Raw genomic sequence first — 17,758 nt, 5'->3', positions numbered from 1 at the left:
CGCCAGAACGACGGTTTGGAGCCCGATTCACCCATGACAGCGGAACCGACGAAGGCCCAGGGTGCGCCTGAATACGGCGCCGACGCGATCCAGGTTCTCGAGGGCCTCGAAGCGGTTCGGAAGCGCCCCGGCATGTACATCGGCTCGACCGGGCCACGCGGACTCCACCACCTCGTCTACGAGATCGTCGACAACTCGGTCGACGAAGCCCTCGCGGGCTACGCGACGAACATCGACGTGACGATCCTCGACGACGGCGCCGTCCGCGTCGTCGACGACGGCCGCGGCATCCCGGTCGACGTGCACCGCACCGAGGGCCGGTCGACGGTCGAGGTCGTGCACACCGTCCTCCACGCCGGCGGCAAGTTCGGCGGCGGCGGGTACGCGGTCTCGGGCGGCCTGCACGGCGTCGGCGCGTCCGTCGTGAACGCGCTCTCGAGTCGGTTCGACGTCGCGGTGAAGCGACAGGGCCACGTCTGGCGTCAGACCTATACGGTCGGCGTGCCCGACGCACCGCTCGCCCAGGGCGAGGCGATCCCCGAGACCGAGACCGGGACCACCACGATCTTCTGGCCGAGTGCCGAGATCTTCGAGACGGTCGAATTCGACTACGAGACCCTCCGCGCACGGTTCCAGCAGATGGCCTTCCTCAACAAGGGCCTCCGCATCACGCTGACCGACCTGCGCGCCGGACACGTCGAGATCGACCCGGAGGACACGCCGACGACGGGCGCCATCGCCATCCCGGTCCAGCGCACGGACACCTTCCTCTACGAGCGCGGGCTCGTCGACTACGTCGAGTACCTCAACAAGTCGAAGAAGGCCGAACTCGTCAACGACGAGATCATCTCGTTCGAGGCCGAGGACACCGAGCGAAACATCGCCCTCGAGGTCGCGATGCAGTGGACGACCGCGTACACCGAGTCGGTCCACACCTACGCGAACACCATCAACACGCATGAGGGCGGCACCCACGAAGAGGGCTTCCGCGCGGCGCTCACGACGCTCGTGAACCGGTACGCGCGCGAGAAGGGGATCCTCAAGGAGAAGGACGACAACCTCTCGGGCGACGACGTGCGCGAGGGCCTCACCGCCGTCATCTCGGTCAAGCTCTCCGAACCGCAGTTCGAGGGCCAGACGAAGACGAAGCTCGGCAACACCGAGGCGAAGTCGTTCGTTCAGCGGGTCGTCGGCGACCAGCTCGGCGATTGGTTCGACCGCAACCCGAACCAGGGCCGCGACATCATCCGGAAAGCGCAACAGGCCGCCACCGCGCGGATCGCCGCGCGCAAGGCGCGCGAGGCGACGAGGCGGAAGGGCTTCCTCGAGTCCAGCGGCATGCCCGGCAAGCTCAGCGACTGCACGAGCAAGGACCCGACGGTGTCGGAGATCTTCCTCGTGGAGGGCGACTCGGCAGGCGGTTCGGCCAAGACCGGGCGGAACCCGGAGACGCAGGCGATCCTGCCGCTCCGCGGCAAGATCCTGAACGTCGAGAAGGCCCGCCTCGACCGGGCGCTCGGCAACGCCGAGATCCAGGCGATGATCACCGCGTTCGGCACCGGCATCGGCGAGGACTTCAACCCCGAGAAGGCCAGGTACCACAAGATCGTGCTCATGGCCGACGCCGACGTCGACGGCCAGCACATCACCACGCTGCTGCTCACGCTGCTGTTCCGCTACATGCGGCCGCTCATCGAGATGGGCTACGTCTACCTCGCGCAGCCGCCGCTGTACCGAATCAAGTGGTCCAACGCCGAGCACGACTACGTGTACTCCGATCGCGAGCGCGATGCGGTGATCTCCGACGGGCAGGCGGCCGGGCGTCGGCTGCCGAAGGAGAACGGCGTCCAGCGCTACAAGGGACTCGGCGAGATGAACCACCAGGAGCTCTGGGACACGACGATGAACCCCGAGTCCCGCACGCTGCTCCAGGTCACGATGGACGACGCCGCTGCGGCCGACGAGATCTTCTCCACCCTGATGGGCGACGACGTCGAGTCGCGCCGCGCATTCATCCAGAAGAACGCGAAGGACGTGCGTTTCCTTGACATCTGACACCATCGACCCGGGCATCGGCGACGGCGAGGGCTTCGGCATCCACGGACGCATCGACCAGGTCGACCTGCACCTCGAGATGCAGCGCTCGTACCTCGACTACGCGATGAGCGTCATCATCGGTCGCGCGCTGCCCGACGTCCGCGACGGCCTCAAGCCGGTGCACCGCCGTGTGATCTACACGATGTACGACGGCGGGTACCGCCCCGACCGTGCCTTCTCGAAGTGCACGCGCGTCATCGGCGACGTCATGGGCCAGTTCCACCCGCACGGCGACAGTGCCGTGTACGACTCGCTCGTCCGTCTCGTGCAGCCGTGGTCGATGCGGTACCCGCTCGCGCTCGGCCAGGGCAACTTCGGCTCGCCCGGCAACGACGGCGCGGCCGCCCACCGGTACACCGAGACGAAGATGTCGCCGCTCGCCATGGAGATGGTGCGCGACATCGAGGAAGAGACCGTCGACTTCCAGGACAACTACGACGGCCGCACGCAGGAGCCCACGGTCCTCCCGAGCCGGTTCCCGAACCTGCTCGTCAACGGCTCGGTGGGCATCGCGGTGGGCATGGCCACCAACATCCCTCCGCACAACCTGCGCGAGGTCGCCGACGGCGCACTGTGGGCGCTGGAGAACCCGGATGCCACCCGGGAGGAGCTGCAGGACGCGCTGATCCAGCGCATCAAGGGTCCCGACTTCCCGACGGCCGCGCAGATCCTCGGCGTCAAGGGCATCCACGACGCGTACCGGACGGGCCGCGGCTCGATCACGATGCGCGCGGTCGTGAACGTCGAGGAGATCCAGGGTCGGACCTGCCTCGTCGTCACCGAGCTGCCGTACCAGGTGAACCCCGACAACCTCGCGATCAAGATCGCCGACCTCGTGAAGGACGGGAAGCTCGCGGGCATCGCCGACATCCGCGACGAGTCGTCGGGCCGCACCGGCCAGCGCCTCGTGATCGTGCTGAAGCGCGACGCCGTCGCCAAGGTCGTGCTGAACAACCTGTACAAGCACACGCAGCTGCAGGACAACTTCGGCGCGAACATGCTCGCGATCGTCGACGGGGTGCCTCGCACGCTGTCGATCGACGGGTTCATCTCGCACTGGGTCGACCACCAGGTCGAGGTCATCGTGCGCCGCACGGAGTTCCGGCTGCGCAAGGCCGAGGAGCGGATGCACATCCTGCGCGCCTACCTCAAGGCGCTCGACGCGCTCGACGAGGTCATCGCGCTGATCCGCCGTTCCGCGACCGCGGAAGACGCGCGCGACGGCCTCATCGAACTCCTCGACATCGACGAGCTCCAGGCTCGCGCCATCCTCGAGCTGCAGCTGCGCCGCCTCGCCGCACTCGAGCGCCAGAAGATCATGGACGAGGCCGCCGAGCTCGAGCGCCAGATCGCCGACTACCGCGACATCCTCGCGACGCCGGAGCGCCAACGCACGATCATCGCCGACGAGCTCCGCGAGATCGTCGACAAGTTCGGCGACGAGCGCCGCACGCACATCGTGCCCGGCTTCGACGGCGACATGTCGGTGGAGGACCTGATCCCGGAGGAGGAGATGGTCGTCACCGTCACGCGCGGCGGGTACATCAAGCGCACGCGCAGCGACAACTACCGTTCGCAGCACCGCGGCGGCAAGGGCGTGAAGGGCGCGCAGTTGCGCGCCGACGACGTGGTCGACCACTTCTTCGTGACGACCACGCACCACTGGCTCCTCTTCTTCACGAACATGGGCCGCGTGTACCGCGCGAAGGCCTACGAGATCCAGGAGGCCGGCCGCGACGCGAAGGGCCAGCACGTCGCGAACCTCCTCGAACTGCAGCCCGACGAGGAGATCGCCGAGATCCTCGACATCCGTGACTACGAGGTCGCGCGCTACCTGGTGCTCGCCACGCGAGACGGCCTGGTGAAGAAGACCGAGCTCACCGCATACGACACCAACCGCTCGCGCGGCGTCATCGCGATCAACCTCCGCGAGGGCGACGAGCTCGTCTCCGCGATGCTGGTCGACGAGCACGACGAGATCCTCCTCGTCTCGAAGAAGGGCATGTCGCTCCGCTTCGAGGCGACGGATGACGCGCTCCGCCCGATGGGGCGCTCGACCTCGGGCGTGAAGGGCATGAGCTTCCGATCCGGAGACGAGCTGCTCGCGGCATCCGTCGTGCCCCATTCGAACGGCGACGACGCAGCCGATGCGACGGCGGACGAGTCTGGGCAGAAGCACAGCGCGGCGAACACGTACGTCTTCATCGTGACCGAGGGCGGGTACGCCAAGCGCACCCGGATCGAGGAGTACCGCAAGCAGCAGCGGGGCGGTCTCGGCATCAAGGTGGCCAAGCTGAGCGACGATCGCGGCGACCTCGCGGGCGCACTGACCGTCGCGCGGGAGGACGAGGTCCTCGTGGTTCTTGCCAGCGGCAAGGTGGTACGCTCTGACGTCGCCGAGGTCCCGGCCAAGGGCAGGGACACGATGGGCGTCGTGTTCGCGAAGTTCGTCGCGGACGATCGCATCATCGCGATCGCGAAGAATTCCGAGCGGAACCTGGTGGAAGAGGCCGCTGAGTCCGAAGCGGCGGAGACCGCGGGAGAGGAGTGAGCGTCATGAGCAGTGTCGCCGAGAAACTTGCCGGCAAGTCCAACCGGAAGCCGCCGGCCAAGCAGGTGCGCCTGCGCCTGGTGTACATCGACTTCTGGTCGGCGGTGAAGCTGTCCTTCCTGGTGGCCGTGTGCCTCTCGGTCGTGAACATCGTCGCGACGTTCCTCGTCTTCACGATCGTTCAGTCGACCGGCCTCTTCGAGAACCTCAACAGCCTGGTGCAGGACGTCGCCGGTGCGGGCACCGACCTGCGCTCGATCCTGTCGGTCGGCAACGTCATGGGCTTCGCCGTGGTGGCGTCGCTGCTGAACCTCGTCGTGACCACCGCGCTCGGCGCGGTGGTGGCCGTGCTGTACAACCTCAGCGTCAAGATCACGGGCGGCATCCTCGTCGGTTTCACCAACAACTGACGTCGTCCTCGGCTCGATTTCACGATCCCGAACCCTTCGGGTAGTCTGTCCTTCGGCCGAAATTCGGGGATATAGCTCAGGCGGTTAGAGCGCTTCGCTGATAACGAAGAGGTCCGAGGTTCAAGTCCTCGTATCCCCACTCCGATAACTCCACAACCGGGTGCCCACGGCATCCGACACGGGGCCTTAGCTCAGTTGGTAGAGCGCCTGCTTTGCAAGCAGGATGTCAGGAGTTCGAATCTCCTAGGCTCCACAGTCAAGTCCCCTGATCGGTACGCCGATCGTCGGCCGCTCCCCCTGTCGTCGCCCCCCGTCGGAAGAATTTCGGCGATGCTGCATCCGATCGCGCTCCGATCCCGGAAGTAACGGATATCGGGTGGAACACCCGCAGACAGAAGGGGAAGTCCAATGAAGCGCATTCTCGCCACCGGATTCATCGTCGGTCTCGCAGCGGTCGGTCTCGCTGCAGCGCCCGCGAACGCCGCGCCCAACGACGCCGCGTGCTTCGGCCAGATCCACAAGACCATCAACACCGAGGGCGCCCTCGGCTTCTCCGGAGTCGGCGAGGTCGTCAAGGCGGTCGGCGGGCAGATGAAGAACGAGATCGCTCGCGGCCTCTGCGGCGACTGACGCCCGGGGCTTCTCAGCACCGTCGGCGGCGGCCCGGAACCCGGTTCCGGGCCGCCGCCTGCGTCCCCGGCCACGCTCGCACGGACGGCGACCGGACGCGCCAGACTGGGGGAGTGCCTCCTCGCTCCGATCCGCGGATCGACCTCATCGCGTCGCGACTCCGGGCGGCCGGCAGCGTCTTCGCCGAGGACGAGGCGGCGATCCTGGTCGATGCCGCGACGGATGACGCCGAGCTCGAGCAGTTCGTGCGTCGTCGCGCGTCGGGCGAGCCGCTGGAGCCGATCGTCGGATGGGTCCGGTTCGGCCGGCTCCGGCTCGCGGTCGGATCGGGGGTCTTCGTCCCGCGCCAGCGCAGCCTGCGGCTCGCCCGTCTGGCGGTGCGGCGTGTGCGCGCGGCTCGCACACCCGTGATGGTCGAGGCGTACTGCGGCGTCGCGCCCCTCGCGGCGATGGTCGCGGCGTCCGTGGGCGGGGTCGAGGTGCACGCGGCGGACCGGGAGCCGACCGCGCTCGTCATCGCCCGAGGCAACCTGCCGGCCGGCGCGGGCGTGCACGTTTCGGACGGACTCGACGGGCTGCCGGAGCGGCTGCTCGGCAGGTGCACCGTGATCGCCGCCGTGCCCCCGTACGTCCCGGAGCCGGAGCTGGCGCTCATGCCGCGCGAGGCGCGAGAGCACGAGCCGGCCGAGGCGCTCATCGGGGGCGGACCCGACGGCCTCGACCAGGTCCGCCGGCTCATCGGCACCGCTCGAGGGTGGATGGCGCGCGGCGGGTCCGTGCTCGTCGAACTGCACGCCGCGCAACTCCCCGTCGCGGCCACGGAGGCCCGCCGCGCGGGGTGGCGCACTCGGGTGCATCCCCCGACGGAGTCGCGGACGGGAGTGCTCGAGCTCATCGCCGGGTAATACAGTGGCGGGATGGACATCCGCATCGCCGCGTACGGGGTCATCATCCGGGACGGCGAGATCCTGCTCTCCCACTGGAACGAGCACGGCCGGTCGGCCTGGACGCTGCCCGGCGGCGGGATCGAGGGGGCGGAGCATCCGCTCGAGGCGGCCCGGCGGGAGATCCGTGAGGAGACCGGCTACGACGCCGAGATCGACAAGCTGCTCGGGATCGACACGATGGTGGTGCCGGCGGCGAAGCGCCACCACGGGTCGGCGCCGTTGTACGCGATGCGCATCGTGTACCGCGCGCACGTCGTCGGCGGGCAGTTGGCGAACGAGGTCGACGGTTCCAGCGACGAGGCGAGGTGGTTCCCGCTCGGCGAGGTCGCCTCGCTGAAGCGCGTGAGCCTGCTCGAGATCGCGCTTCGGATGAACTCGGAGGAGCCGGCGGACGGCGCGCCGTCGCGCGCCTGAGCGACGCCGGCACCGGAGACGGGCGACGGCCCCGCCCGGCGAGCGGACGAGGCCGTCGAGATCGGTCCGGATGCGGCGTTCATGACGATCAGAGCGTCCGGGCCACGAGTGCGAGGGTGCTGAAGTTCCCGTCGCGGAGGCGATCGGCCTCCCTGCGGAGCTCGGACATTCGCTCGAGTTCGCCGGCGAGGGCTCGCTCGGCGCTCGCTCGGCGCTCCGATTCGGCGCGGCTCCAGGCGAGCAGCGCCAGGCCGGCTCGGCGTGCGAGGCGTTCCTGCAGGCGGCCGGCTCCGGCCGCGACCTGTTGCGAGGTCGAACGGCGGGCGGTGAGTGTGGTGTTCACGGTGTGTTCCTTCATCGGGTGGGGCGGATGGCGCGCGCGGGTGCGACGCGCCGGGAGGTGACGTGGTGGTGGCTCCCGGAACGTCGCGTCGCGGCATCCGTCGCCGATGAGGCGACACGGTGCGAGACGCGGAAGGCGTGGCGGGAGAGGATCGGCGAGCTGCTCGCATCCGTCGGGGACGCGTGATCCGGGGACCGGATGCCGATTGGACGGGCGTTGGCCCGCGTCGCGGGCGTGCCTCGTCAGGCGGTAGGCCTGCTGCGAGCCGTCATGGCTTCGCGGTCAGCGCGGTAGGGCGCGAGTCAGCAGGCCGCGAACGGTGCGCCGAGGAAGGCGACCGCCGCGCGAGTGGGCGACTGGATTCGCTGGATCATCATGGGGTCTCGCCTCCTCTCCTGTGCCGATCTCTGCCGTGTTCGGCTGGGCCGAGTCACGACCATAGCGTCGTTCGCTCCTCACACGCAAGGGAATTCTCCGAATCCGCCGGAATTCAGTGCGAGCACCGACCGCGCGGGTGATCGCGGAGACGACGAAGGCCCCCATCCGTTGCGGATGGGGGCCTTCGGGAAACCGTGGGGATCAGATGACGGGCGACGGTGCGACACCCGCATCGGATGCGGTGCCGGGCTCCTCATCGGCGACCCAGAGCTCGTCGTCGGCGCGGAACGTCTGCCAGACCGCGTAGGCGACGCCTGCCGCCGCCACGACGCCGGCCCCGATCGCCAGGTAGGTGCCGACACCGGGGCCCTGCTTGCGCCTGACCTCGGCCGCTGCGCGCGGCGACACTCGCTCGAGCGCCCGCCGAACGCGCGTGTCGTTGGCGATGTCGCCGATCGACAGCAGCGAACCGAGCGCACTGCCGAGCGAGCGCTCGACCTGGTCGCCCGCGCTGCGGGCGTACACCCGGGCCTGGTCGACGCCCGGCCGCACGTAGGTCTGGTAGCCCGTGCGCACCCGCGGAACGACCTCCTCCTGCGTGAGCAGGTTGAGCTGGCGGCTCGCCTCTCGGGCGACCTTGCTCGCGTGGTCCAGCACGTCCTGCTGGTTCCCCCACAGATCCCCTGCACTGCTGCGCAGTCGCTTGAGTTCCTTCCGGCGCTTGCGTGACAGGCTCATCTCGACCTCCATCGTTGTGCAGCGAACTCCTCCATCCTGCCACCGAACCGGCTGGATGTGGGGTGGGAAGGCCGGGGGTTGCCAGCCCCGTGCCGAATCGTGCATGAGAGAATCGTCGGTATGCCGAATCCCACCGCAGTCGCGACGATCACCACCAACCACGGCGACATCAAGGTCGACCTCTATGGCAACCACGCACCGAAGACCGTGAAGAACTTCGTCGGCCTCGCGACCGGCGAGATCGAGTGGACGCACCCGGCGACGGGCCAGACCACCACCGAGCCCCTCTACGACGGCGTCGTGTTCCACCGGATCATCCCCGGCTTCATGATCCAGGGCGGCGACCCGCTCGGCCAGGGCATCGGCGGGCCGGGCTACCGCTTCGACGACGAGATCCACCCCGAGCTCGACTTCACCGACCCGTACGTCCTCGCGATGGCCAACGCGGGCATCCAGGGCGGCAAGGGCACGAACGGTTCGCAGTTCTTCATCACGGTCGGCCCGACCACGTGGCTGCAGGGCAAGCACACGATCTTCGGCAAGGTGACGGATGCCGCGAGCCAGGCCGTCGTCGAGAAGCTGGCCTCGGTCCCCACCGACGGCCGCGACCGGCCGCTCGACGACGTGGTGATCGAGAAGATCACCGTCGAGCAGCTCTGAGCACGACCCCCGACCCCCGGTGAGCGACCCGGCGCCCGAGCGCGCGAGCACCTGCTATCGGCATCCCGATCGGCAGAGCTTCGTGCTGTGCCAGCGCTGCGGCCGCACGATCTGCGGGGAGTGCCAGACCCCGGCGCCCGTCGGCGTCATCTGCCCCGAATGCATGCGCGAGCAGCGCGCGTCGGCGCCGCGGACCGCACCCGCGGCGCTGACGCGCGTGCGCTCCGCCGCACGACGGGGCGCACCGGTGGTGACGTATTCCATCATCGGCATCACGCTGGCCGTCTACCTGCTGCAGCTCATCCCCGGGCTCGGCCGGGCCGTCACCAACTCGCTTTACTTCACGCCGCTCGCGATGGGCGTGCTCGAGGTCGAGCCGTGGCGCATGATCACGGTGCTGCTCGTGCATTCCACCGCCCTGATCTTCCACGTGCTCCTGAACATGTACACGCTCTGGATCTTCGGCCAGCTGCTCGAGAATCTGCTGGGACGATGGCGCTTCCTCGCGCTGTACCTGATCTCCGGGCTGGCGGGATCGGTGGGCGTGATTTGGCTCGCTGACCCGAACACAAGCGTGGTCGGTGCCTCGGGTGCGATCTTCGGTCTCATGGGCGCGTACCTCGTGATCCAGCGCCGTCTCGGGGGGAATGCGACCCAGCTACTGATCCTCGTCGGGATCAACCTCGTCATCGGCTTTGTGCCGGGATGGAACATCTCGTGGCAGGCCCACCTCGGCGGACTCATCGGTGGCGCCCTCGTCGGGCTCATCTACGTCGAGACGCGCAAACGCGACCAGCGCGTGCTGCAGTTCGTCCTGCTCGGTGGCCTCGTCGTTCTGCTGCTCGTGCTGAGCCTCCGGTACTTCCTCTTCTTCTGACCGACATCGCCCATGAGCCGTGGGCACGTCCGGCACCGCCGGCGCGCCCGCTTCGGCGACCCCGCGGGGCCTCGGCGACACCTGCAGGACCGGTCACTGTGGGCGGACGGCCACGGTTATCCACAACGCTGTCCACAGTTGGGGAGAGTTACACCGGTGTGATTCTGCACATCGTCCGGAATTCCGCGGTACCCGCCTCTCCACAGGGTGTGGAGTATGTGGAGAAACCTGTGGAAGGTGTGGATAACACTGTGCAGAGATGGGGAAAGCGGGGCGGATGCCGCAGCATCCGCCCCGCTCTCGAGGTCGTTCAGGCCGGCGTCAGCGCCAGCGCGTGGTCATGAGGAAGCCGATGAAGGCGATGCCGAAGCCGACGAGGATGTTCCACGAGCCGAGCGCGGCCACGGGCAGCGCACCCTGGCTGACGTAGAACAGGATGATCCAGACCAGGCCGAGCAGCATGAAGCCGAACATGACGGGCTTGAACCAGACGGGGTTCGGCGCGTCCTCGCCGCTCGGCTGCTCCGCGCGCGCGGGCTTCGAAGAATTGGTGCGTGCCATGCCGGAGATTCTACTGCACCGACTTCGGCCTTCGATCCGGCTCATGCGGCCGCACGGGAGCGGCGGGCGACGAGGGAGTCCCGGCGATGAGCGTGTTGGCGGCCGTGTGGCGTATCCTGCCGGGACCGGCTTGGTTCCGCGTCATCCTCGTGCTGGCCATCCGCGCCGGCCCGATCTTCGTCCTGTCCACCCGGGTCCTCCCTGGCGGACGGGATCGTGAACCCAATCGACGCCACGGTGGAGCAATGACCCGGATCCTCGTCATCGACAACTACGACAGCTTCGTGTACACCCTCAACGGGTACCTGCAGGAGCTCGGCGCCGAGACCGACGTCGTGCGCAACGACGACATCCCCGTCGACGAGGTCGCCGACCGGATCGCCGAGTACGACGGCGTGCTCATCTCACCCGGTCCGGGCAAGCCCGCCGATGCGGGCGTCTCGATCCCGGTCGTCGAGGCGGCGCTCGCGTCCGGGCAGCCGATCCTCGGCGTGTGCCTCGGGCACCAGGCGATCGCCGAGGCGTTCGGCGCCGTCGTGACCAACGCCGAGGAACTGATGCACGGCAAGACCTCGAAGGTCGTGCACGACGACAGCCCGTTCTACGACGGTGTCCCGCAGCATTTCACCGCGACGCGGTACCACTCGCTCGCGGTCGTCGACGGAACCGTGCCCGACGAACTGGTCGTCACGAGCCGCACCGAGGGCGGGGTCATCATGGGGCTCCGTCACGCGACGGCGCCGATCCTCGGGGTCCAGTTCCACCCGGAGTCGGTGCTCACCGAGGGCGGCTACCGGATGCTCGGCAACTGGCTCGCGACCGCCGGGCTTCCCGAGGCGCGGGAGCGTGCGCAGTCGCTGAACCCCCTCGTGCGCGCGAGCTGAGCCCGCGCGCTGCGCCAGCGGTCGTGGTGTACGGTCGGCTCATCCTGCCGTCGGCTCAGCCGGCGCAGTAGACGAGTTCGACCTCGGACTTCTGCGGGACGTCGCCCGGCGCGGGCGTCTGCCGGATCACCGGCGAACCGGGTTGCGACGCGCAGCTCGTGTCGGGAACGGGCTTCGGCGACAGCTGCAACGACGATGTGCCGAGGTACGAGGACGCCGCCTGCAACGACTGACCCGTCAGGTCGGGCAGGGTCACGTTGCCCGACGAGATCGTGAAGTTCACGGCACTGCCCTGGTCCACGGACGATCCGCCGGCGGGATCGGTCGAGATGACGATCCCGGCCGCGATCGTCGGGGAGTTCTGCCGGGTCTCGGATCCGGGTGTCAGGCCGGCATCGGTGAGCATCGTCTTCGCCTGATCGAGCTGCACGTTGACCAGGTCCGGAACCGAGACCGCTTCACGGCCGGTGGAGACGAAGACGCTGATCGGCGTGCCCGTGTCGACGATCTCGCCGGCCGCCGGCTCGGTCTCGATGACCTCGCCGGCCGGGACGGTGTCGCTCACGCGATCCATCCGGGTGGGCGGCAGCGTGAGCGACTGCAGCTCGTTGGCCGCCTCCTCCCACGTCGAGCCGGTCAGCTGGGGGACCTCGCGCGCGTTGGACGGGAGGGTGTCCGCCGGTTGCAGGTTGAATGCCCAGTACATGACGGCCACGACGATGACGACGACCGCGATGATGCCCGACCAGATCCAGATCGCCGGTGGACGTCGTTGCGTGCGGGTCATGGTGTCGTCCTCGGTGAGCTGGCGCAGCGCCAACTCGGAGGTCGAGAGCGAACCCGTTGGCGTCCCGAAGAACAGCGCCGTCTCATCCGTCTTCTTCGGCACGGGGATCCGGCCGGATGCCGCGGCCTCGACGTCGGCCCGGAACTCGGCGGCCGTCTGGTACCGGGTGGTCCGGTCCTTCGCGAGGGCGTGCATGACGACGGCGTCGAGGGCCGGCGACACCTTCGGGTTGATCACGCTCGGCTTGACCGGTCGTTCGCTGACGTGCTGGTAGGCGACCGCGACCGGGGTGTCGCCGCGGAACGGCGGGCGACCCGTGAGCAGTTCGAACAGGACCACGCCCGTGCTGTAGAGATCGGTGCGCGCATCGACCGTCTCGCCCTTCGCCTGCTCGGGCGAGAAGTACGATGCGGTACCGAGGATCGCGGTGGTCTGGGCGACGGTCGTCGCCGAGTCGGAGACGGCCCGGGCGATCCCGAAGTCCATCACCTTCACCTGGCCACCGGTCGTGATCATGACGTTGCCCGGCTTGATGTCGCGATGCACGACGCCGGCCCGGTGCGAGTACTCGAGCGCGGTGAGCACGCCGTCGATGACGCGAGCGGCGGCGGCGGGGTCGAGCGGACCGTCGTGGATGATGTCCTTGAGGACGCGCCCCTCGACGTGCTCCATGATGATGAACGGCAGTTGGACCTCGTGCCCCGAGGCGTCGGTCACCGTCTCCTCGCCCGCATCGAAGACGCGGACGATCGTCGGATGCGCCATCCGCGCGGCCGACTGGGCCTCCTGCCGGAAGCGCATGCGGAACGCCGGATCCGTCGCGAGCTGCGGCTTCAGCAGCTTGATCGCGACCTGCCGACCGAGCCTCGTGTCGGTGCCGACGTGGACGTCGGACATCCCGCCGCGCCCGATGAGTGCACCCACGCGGTACCGACCCGCGAGCATGCGATCTCCATCGTTCACGGTGTCTCCGTTCGTGTAGGGCTCGTTCCGGGGATGCGTCAGTTGACCGTGACCGCAGCGGGGGGCGAGGCCGCGGACGTGCCGCCGGCGCAGGTGTACGTGTACGAGATCTCGTAGTTCCCGGTGGCCGAGGCTTCGACGACCGTGTTGGTCGCGCTCGCGGGAAGCTGCGACTGCGCGGGGTTCAGTCCGTCGGCCAGGACGGTGTAGCCGGTCGGGTCGCCCTGACCCGAGGGGCAGGAGGCCTTCGGCCAGGACACGCTGAGCAGCGCCTTGCCGCTCGCGTCGAGCTGCGCCGGGTTCGGCGTGACGCTCGGGGCCGAGCCCGGCGCGCTCGGAGCCTCCGGCTGGCCGAGGTAGGTGACCGTGATGGTCGATCCGATCGGCACCGGCCCACTCGGGTTGACGTCGGTGACGTTGCCGGCCTCAGCCGGGGTGGCGGCGGGTCCACCCTCCTGCGTGCTGACCACGAAACCGAGTCCCTCGAGCTCGCCTCGCACGTCGTCGACGTTGCGACCGATGTACGCGGCGCGGTCCACCTGCTCGGTGGTCGGCGCTGCGGTGGTGGTCTCGGGCGGCGGCGCGGTCGTCGTCGTCGGCGGCGCCGTCGTGGTGGCCGGGCCGCTCGACGTGCTCGCCGCCGGCTTGTTGCCGCTGTTCAGCGCGAGCGCGATGATCGTTCCGATCAGCACCAGGGCCAGCAGGATGATGAGCACGATGAGCGGCCACGTCCACGGGCTCCGCTTGCGCTCGGCAGCCTGCTCCTCCTCAGGCTCCGGCACGCCCGCGCCCGCCGGCAGCACCGTCGTCGCGGCGGTGTTCGCGCCCGCCTGCGGCATCAGCATCGTGGCCGCGGTCATGCCGGCCGCGGCGCCGAGCACCGCCGGCACGGCCGCGGCGGCCGCCTGGACGTCGCCGCGGCGGAGGGCGGTGGCGGCGCGCGCGAGGTGTGCAGCGGTCTGCGGACGGTCGGCCGGGTTCTTCGCGATGCAGGAGTAGACGAGGTTCCGCACGGGCTCCGAGACCGTGACGGGCAGGTCGGGCGGGGTCTCGTTGATCTGGGCCATCGCGATCGCGACCTGCGACTCGCCCGTGAAGGGTCGGCGTCCGGCGAGGCACTCGTAGGCCACGATTCCGAGCGAGTAGATGTCGGTCGTCGGCGACGCCGGGTGGCCGGACGCCTGCTCGGGCGAGAGGTACTGCACGGTGCCCATGACCTGGCCCGTCGCGGTGAGCGGCACCTGGTCGGCGATGCGCGCGATGCCGAAGTCGGTGATCTTGACGCGGCCGTCGGGCGTGATGAGGAGGTTGCCCGGCTTGATGTCGCGGTGCACGAGGCCCGCTGCGTGCGCGGCCTGGAGCGCCGCGGCGGTCTGCGCGACGATGTCGAGGACCTTGTCGGTCGAGAGCACGTGCTCGCGCTCGAGGATCGTCGAGAGCGCCTCGCCGGGGACGAGCTCCATCACGAGGTAGGCGCTGCCCTCCTCCTCGCCGTAGTCGAAGACGTTGGCGATGCCCTCGTGGTTCACGAGCGCGGCGTGACGCGCCTCGGCGCGGAAGCGCTCGAGGAAGCCCGGGTCGCCGAGGTATTCGTCCTTGAGGATCTTCAGCGCCACCTGGCGGCCGATGACGAGGTCGGTGGCCTGCCACACCTCGCCCATGCCGCCGATGGCGATCCGGGACTGCAGCTCGTACCGTCCACCGAAGGTGAGCCCAGCACTCGGTCTCATTTGTTCAGCACCGCCTCTAGTACCTGTTTCGCCAATGGCGCGGCAATCAGATTGCCGTACCCCTCCTGACCAAGCCCTCCGCCGTCTTCCACGAGCACCGTGATCGCGTACTGAGGGTCGTCGGCGGGGGCAAAACCTGTGAACCACAAGGTGTAGGGATCGTCCTCGCCGTTCTCCGCTGTACCCGTCTTACCGGCCACGCTGACGCCGTCTATTCTTGCATTACTCGCGGCGCCGTCCTCGACGCCGTTGACCATCATCTCGGTCATCGTCCGGGCCGTCGACTCGCTGATGGCCCGCCCGAACTGGGAGCCGGCGAACTCCTCGATCGGGCGGAAGTCGGGCGCGGTGATCGACTCGACCAGGTCGGGGTTCATCACGATGCCGCCGTTCGCGATCGCGGCCGAGACCATGGCCATCTGCATGGGCGTCGCCCGCACGTCGCCCTGGCCGAAGCCGCTCAGCGCGGTCTGCGGCTCGTCGGGGTTCTCCGGGTAGGTGCTCGTCTCGGTGGGGTTCGGGATCGTGAAGTTCGAGTTGAAGCCGAACTTCTCGGCCTGCGCCCGGATCGCATTGTCACCGAGTTCCAGTGCGAGTTCGGCGAACGGGATGTTGCAGGAGAGCCGGAGCGCCGTCGCGAGGGTCACCTCGGCGCCGCCGCCGCACGTGCCGCCGCTGGAGTTGCGGACCACCGAACTCGTCTGCGGCAGCGTGAACTCCGCGAGGTTCGGGAAGGTGCTGTCGGGGGTGTACTGCCCGGACTCGAGGGCGGCCGCGGTCATCACGAGCTTGAAGACCGAGCCGGGCGGGTTCATGTCGCCACCGGTCGCCCGGTTGAAGAGCGGGTCACCCGGGTTCTCGAGGAGGCCCTGGTAGGTCTCGTCGACCTCCTCGCCGCTGTGCACCGCGAGCGTGTTCGGATCGTAGGTGGGCTTCGTGACCATGGCGATGATGCGGCCGCTGCTCGGCTGGGTCACGATGATGGCGCCGGTGTAGTCGCCGAGGGCGTCCCACGCCGCCTGCTGGGCGACGGGGTCGATCGTGACCTCGACGGAGGCGCCCATCGGGTCCTGGCCCGAGATGAGCCGGTTCAGCGAGTCGAAGAACTGGGACTCGGAGGTGCCGCTGAGTTCGGCGTTCAGCGAGCCCTCGAGTCCGGTCGCCTCTCCGTTGACGGGGATGAACCCGGTGATGGGCGCGTACAGCGGCCCGTTCGCGTAGATGCGCTGGAACTTGTAGTCGTCGTCGGACGGCTCCGAGAACGCGATCGGCTCGCCGCCGACGAGGATCGGACCGCGCTCGACCGAATAGCTCTGGTACAGGGTCCGTGCGTTCCGCGGATCGGCGGCGAGGTTGTCGGCCTGCACGTACTGGATCACCGTCGAGGCGACGAAGAGCGTGAGGAACATGAGGAGGGAGACGATCGTCACCCGCTTGAGTTCGCGGTTCATCCGTCGATCACCAGCCTCGGGTGGTTGCGCACCGTGTCGGAGAGCCGGAGCAGCAGCGCGACGATGATCCAGTTGGCGACGAGGGACGAACCGCCCGCCGCGAGGAAGGGCGTCGTGAGGCCGGTCAGGGGGATGACGCGGGTCACGCCGCCCACGACGATGAACACCTGGAGCGCCACGACGAACGCGAGCCCGACGCCGAGGAGCTTGCCGAAGTCGTCCTGCCCGGCGAACCCGATGCGGAATCCGCGAGCGACGAACAGGACGTACAGCGCCAGGATCGCGAAGAGCCCTGCGAGCCCGAGCTCCTCGCCGAGGCTCGCGATGATGTAGTCGGACTGCGGAACCGGGGTGAGGTCGGGACGACCCTCGCCGAGTCCGGTGCCGATGAGCCCGCCGTTGGCGAGCCCGAACAGGCCCTGCACGAGCTGGAACGAGCCGCCCTGCGCGTCGTACACGGCGGGGTCGAACGCGTTCAGCCAGTTCTGGAAGCGGCCGTTGACGTAGTCGAGCGTCTGGCTGGCGATGATCGCGCCGGCGAAGAACAGGCTGAGACCGAGCACGACCCACGAGAGCCGGCTGGTTGCGACGTAGAGCATCACGAGGAACAGCCCGAAGTACAGCAACGCCGTGCCGAGGTCGCGCTGGAAGACGATGACCGCCATCGACAGGGCCCAGACGACCAGCAGCGGACCGAGGTCGCGGCCGCGCGGGAACCGCATGCCGAGGAACTTCCGGCCCACCATCGAGAGCGAGTCCCGGTTGCGCACGAGGTAGCCGGCGAAGAACACCGCCAGGGCGATCTTCGCGATCTCGCCCGGCTGGAACGTGACGAGGTCGCCGATGCCGATCCAGACACGAGCGCCGCCCCTCGTCTGCCCGAGGCCGGGCATAAGCGGCAGCAGCAGGAGCACGATCGCGATGAGGCCCGAGAGGTAGGTGTAGCGGAACAGCGTGCGGTGGTTGCGGATCAGCAGGATCGTCGCGAGTGCGGCGACGATCGCGATCACGCTCCACACGATCTGGCGGACCGCCGCACTGTCCCACCCGCCGTCGCCGTACGCGATGTCGATGCGGTAGATCATGGCGATGCCGAGTCCGTTCAGCACCGTCGCGATCGGCAGGAGGAACGGGTCGGCATCGCGCGCCACGAAGCGCATCGCGATGTGCAGGCCGAACACCAGCGCCGAGAGTCCGGCGCCGAGAAGGACGAGCTGCGTGTCGACCCGGCCGAGGGCGCCGAGCTGCACGAGGACGATGGCCCCCGAGTTGATCACGCATGCCACGATGAGCAGGCCGAGCTCGAGGTTCCTCAGCTTCTGGGGCATGCGGATCCG

General features: G+C 68.9%; 16 protein-coding genes and 2 tRNA genes. 11 read left to right on the top strand and 7 right to left on the bottom strand.

The window, feature by feature from the left end:
• The first annotated feature begins 33 nt into the window (after positions 1-33).
• The 8 genes from gyrB (at position 34) to ACSJD1_RS00520 (ending at position 7,049) form a co-directional block, all read left to right on the top strand.
• Positions 34-2,055, top strand: a complete 2,022-nt coding sequence (gene gyrB / locus ACSJD1_RS00555) for a DNA topoisomerase (ATP-hydrolyzing) subunit B (RefSeq protein ID WP_438853376.1) — start codon at positions 34-36, stop codon at positions 2,053-2,055.
• A 4-nt stretch (positions 2,056-2,059) separates the two neighbouring features.
• Positions 2,060-4,648, top strand: a complete 2,589-nt coding sequence (gene gyrA / locus ACSJD1_RS00550; RefSeq protein WP_438854095.1) for a DNA gyrase subunit A — start codon at positions 2,060-2,062, stop codon at positions 4,646-4,648.
• A gap of 5 nt (positions 4,649-4,653) precedes the next feature.
• Positions 4,654-5,058: a DUF3566 domain-containing protein gene (locus ACSJD1_RS00545; RefSeq protein ID WP_129233062.1), complete on the top strand. Its 405-nt coding sequence runs from the start codon at positions 4,654-4,656 to the stop codon at positions 5,056-5,058.
• Positions 5,059-5,123: 65 nt separating this feature from the next.
• Positions 5,124-5,197, top strand: a tRNA-Ile gene (locus ACSJD1_RS00540).
• A 41-nt stretch (positions 5,198-5,238) separates the two neighbouring features.
• Positions 5,239-5,311, top strand: a tRNA-Ala gene (locus ACSJD1_RS00535).
• A 155-nt stretch (positions 5,312-5,466) separates the two neighbouring features.
• Complete coding sequence (locus ACSJD1_RS00530) at positions 5,467-5,688, top strand: hypothetical protein (RefSeq protein ID WP_438853375.1); 222 nt, start codon at positions 5,467-5,469, stop codon at positions 5,686-5,688.
• Positions 5,689-5,801: 113 nt separating this feature from the next.
• Positions 5,802-6,593, top strand: a complete 792-nt coding sequence (locus tag ACSJD1_RS00525; RefSeq protein ID WP_438853374.1) for a class I SAM-dependent methyltransferase — start codon at positions 5,802-5,804, stop codon at positions 6,591-6,593.
• Between the two features lie 12 nt (positions 6,594-6,605).
• The gene (locus ACSJD1_RS00520; protein WP_438853373.1) at positions 6,606-7,049 is read left to right on the top strand and encodes an NUDIX hydrolase; all 444 of its coding nucleotides are present in this window, start codon (positions 6,606-6,608) and stop codon (positions 7,047-7,049) included.
• Positions 7,050-7,137: 88 nt separating this feature from the next.
• On the opposite strand, the gene ACSJD1_RS00515 is transcribed toward ACSJD1_RS00520, so the two are convergent.
• Positions 7,138-7,392, bottom strand: a complete 255-nt coding sequence (locus tag ACSJD1_RS00515) for a hypothetical protein (RefSeq protein ID WP_438853372.1) — start codon at positions 7,390-7,392, stop codon at positions 7,138-7,140.
• Positions 7,393-7,971: 579 nt separating this feature from the next.
• Positions 7,972-8,508: a hypothetical protein gene (locus ACSJD1_RS00510; RefSeq protein ID WP_438853371.1), complete on the bottom strand. Its 537-nt coding sequence runs from the start codon at positions 8,506-8,508 to the stop codon at positions 7,972-7,974.
• A 120-nt stretch (positions 8,509-8,628) separates the two neighbouring features.
• Between ACSJD1_RS00510 and ACSJD1_RS00505 the strand changes: the two genes are divergently transcribed.
• Together ACSJD1_RS00505 and ACSJD1_RS00500 are read left to right on the top strand one after the other, a co-directional pair.
• The gene (locus tag ACSJD1_RS00505) at positions 8,629-9,168 is read left to right on the top strand and encodes a peptidylprolyl isomerase (RefSeq protein WP_438853370.1); all 540 of its coding nucleotides are present in this window, start codon (positions 8,629-8,631) and stop codon (positions 9,166-9,168) included.
• 19 nt (positions 9,169-9,187) lie between these two features.
• On the top strand, positions 9,188-10,045 hold the full coding sequence (locus ACSJD1_RS00500; RefSeq protein ID WP_438853369.1) for a rhomboid family intramembrane serine protease: 858 nt from the start codon (positions 9,188-9,190) through the stop codon (positions 10,043-10,045).
• Positions 10,046-10,366: 321 nt separating this feature from the next.
• On the opposite strand, the gene ACSJD1_RS00495 is transcribed toward ACSJD1_RS00500, so the two are convergent.
• The gene (locus ACSJD1_RS00495) at positions 10,367-10,606 is read right to left on the bottom strand and encodes a cell division protein CrgA (RefSeq protein WP_129234281.1); all 240 of its coding nucleotides are present in this window, start codon (positions 10,604-10,606) and stop codon (positions 10,367-10,369) included.
• 245 nt (positions 10,607-10,851) lie between these two features.
• On the opposite strand from ACSJD1_RS00495, the gene ACSJD1_RS00490 reads away from it, so the two are divergent.
• A complete protein-coding gene (locus tag ACSJD1_RS00490; protein WP_438853368.1) occupies positions 10,852-11,490 on the top strand; it encodes an anthranilate synthase component II in 639 nt (212 codons plus the stop codon).
• Between the two features lie 55 nt (positions 11,491-11,545).
• On the opposite strand, the gene pknB is transcribed toward ACSJD1_RS00490, so the two are convergent.
• Genes pknB through ACSJD1_RS00470 form a run of 4 tightly spaced genes read right to left on the bottom strand, consistent with a single transcriptional unit; the run spans position 11,546 to position 17,749 of the window.
• Complete coding sequence (gene pknB / locus ACSJD1_RS00485) at positions 11,546-13,222, bottom strand: Stk1 family PASTA domain-containing Ser/Thr kinase (RefSeq protein WP_438854094.1); 1,677 nt, start codon at positions 13,220-13,222, stop codon at positions 11,546-11,548.
• A gap of 56 nt (positions 13,223-13,278) precedes the next feature.
• Positions 13,279-14,970, bottom strand: a complete 1,692-nt coding sequence (locus ACSJD1_RS00480; protein WP_438853367.1) for a serine/threonine protein kinase — start codon at positions 14,968-14,970, stop codon at positions 13,279-13,281.
• Positions 14,967-16,421 (bottom strand): peptidoglycan D,D-transpeptidase FtsI family protein, encoded by a 1,455-nt coding sequence (locus tag ACSJD1_RS00475; protein ID WP_438853366.1) that lies wholly within the window; start codon positions 16,419-16,421, stop codon positions 14,967-14,969. Before ACSJD1_RS00475 ends, ACSJD1_RS00480 begins: the two co-directional genes overlap by 4 nt.
• Positions 16,418-17,749 carry an FtsW/RodA/SpoVE family cell cycle protein gene (locus ACSJD1_RS00470; protein WP_438853365.1) on the bottom strand — a complete coding sequence of 444 codons (1,332 nt, stop codon included), beginning with the start codon at positions 17,747-17,749 and terminating at the stop codon, positions 16,418-16,420. The genes ACSJD1_RS00475 and ACSJD1_RS00470 overlap by 4 nt, the downstream gene beginning before the upstream one ends.
• Positions 17,750-17,758: the final 9 nt, after the last annotated feature.

The organism is Agromyces excoecariae, from assembly GCF_051715505.1.
Classification (GTDB): domain Bacteria; phylum Actinomycetota; class Actinomycetes; order Actinomycetales; family Microbacteriaceae; genus Agromyces.
This window is presented reverse-complemented; position numbering and strand designations above follow the sequence as displayed.

Coding starts and splice junctions, on each gene's coding strand:
- gyrB (WP_438853376.1), top strand. CDS start 34: ATGACAGCGGAACCGACGAAGGCCCAGGGTGCGCCTGAATACGGCGCC.
- ACSJD1_RS00545 (WP_129233062.1), top strand. CDS start 4,654: ATGAGCAGTGTCGCCGAGAAACTTGCCGGCAAGTCCAACCGGAAGCCG.
- ACSJD1_RS00530 (WP_438853375.1), top strand. CDS start 5,467: ATGAAGCGCATTCTCGCCACCGGATTCATCGTCGGTCTCGCAGCGGTC.
- ACSJD1_RS00520 (WP_438853373.1), top strand. CDS start 6,606: ATGGACATCCGCATCGCCGCGTACGGGGTCATCATCCGGGACGGCGAG.
- ACSJD1_RS00510 (WP_438853371.1), bottom strand. CDS start 8,508: ATGAGCCTGTCACGCAAGCGCCGGAAGGAACTCAAGCGACTGCGCAGC.
- ACSJD1_RS00505 (WP_438853370.1), top strand. CDS start 8,629: ATGCCGAATCCCACCGCAGTCGCGACGATCACCACCAACCACGGCGAC.
- ACSJD1_RS00495 (WP_129234281.1), bottom strand. CDS start 10,606: ATGGCACGCACCAATTCTTCGAAGCCCGCGCGCGCGGAGCAGCCGAGC.
- ACSJD1_RS00490 (WP_438853368.1), top strand. CDS start 10,852: ATGACCCGGATCCTCGTCATCGACAACTACGACAGCTTCGTGTACACC.
- pknB (WP_438854094.1), bottom strand. CDS start 13,222: ATGCTCGCGGGTCGGTACCGCGTGGGTGCACTCATCGGGCGCGGCGGG.
- ACSJD1_RS00480 (WP_438853367.1), bottom strand. CDS start 14,970: ATGAGACCGAGTGCTGGGCTCACCTTCGGTGGACGGTACGAGCTGCAG.
- ACSJD1_RS00475 (WP_438853366.1), bottom strand. CDS start 16,421: ATGAACCGCGAACTCAAGCGGGTGACGATCGTCTCCCTCCTCATGTTC.
- ACSJD1_RS00470 (WP_438853365.1), bottom strand. CDS start 17,749: ATGCCCCAGAAGCTGAGGAACCTCGAGCTCGGCCTGCTCATCGTGGCA.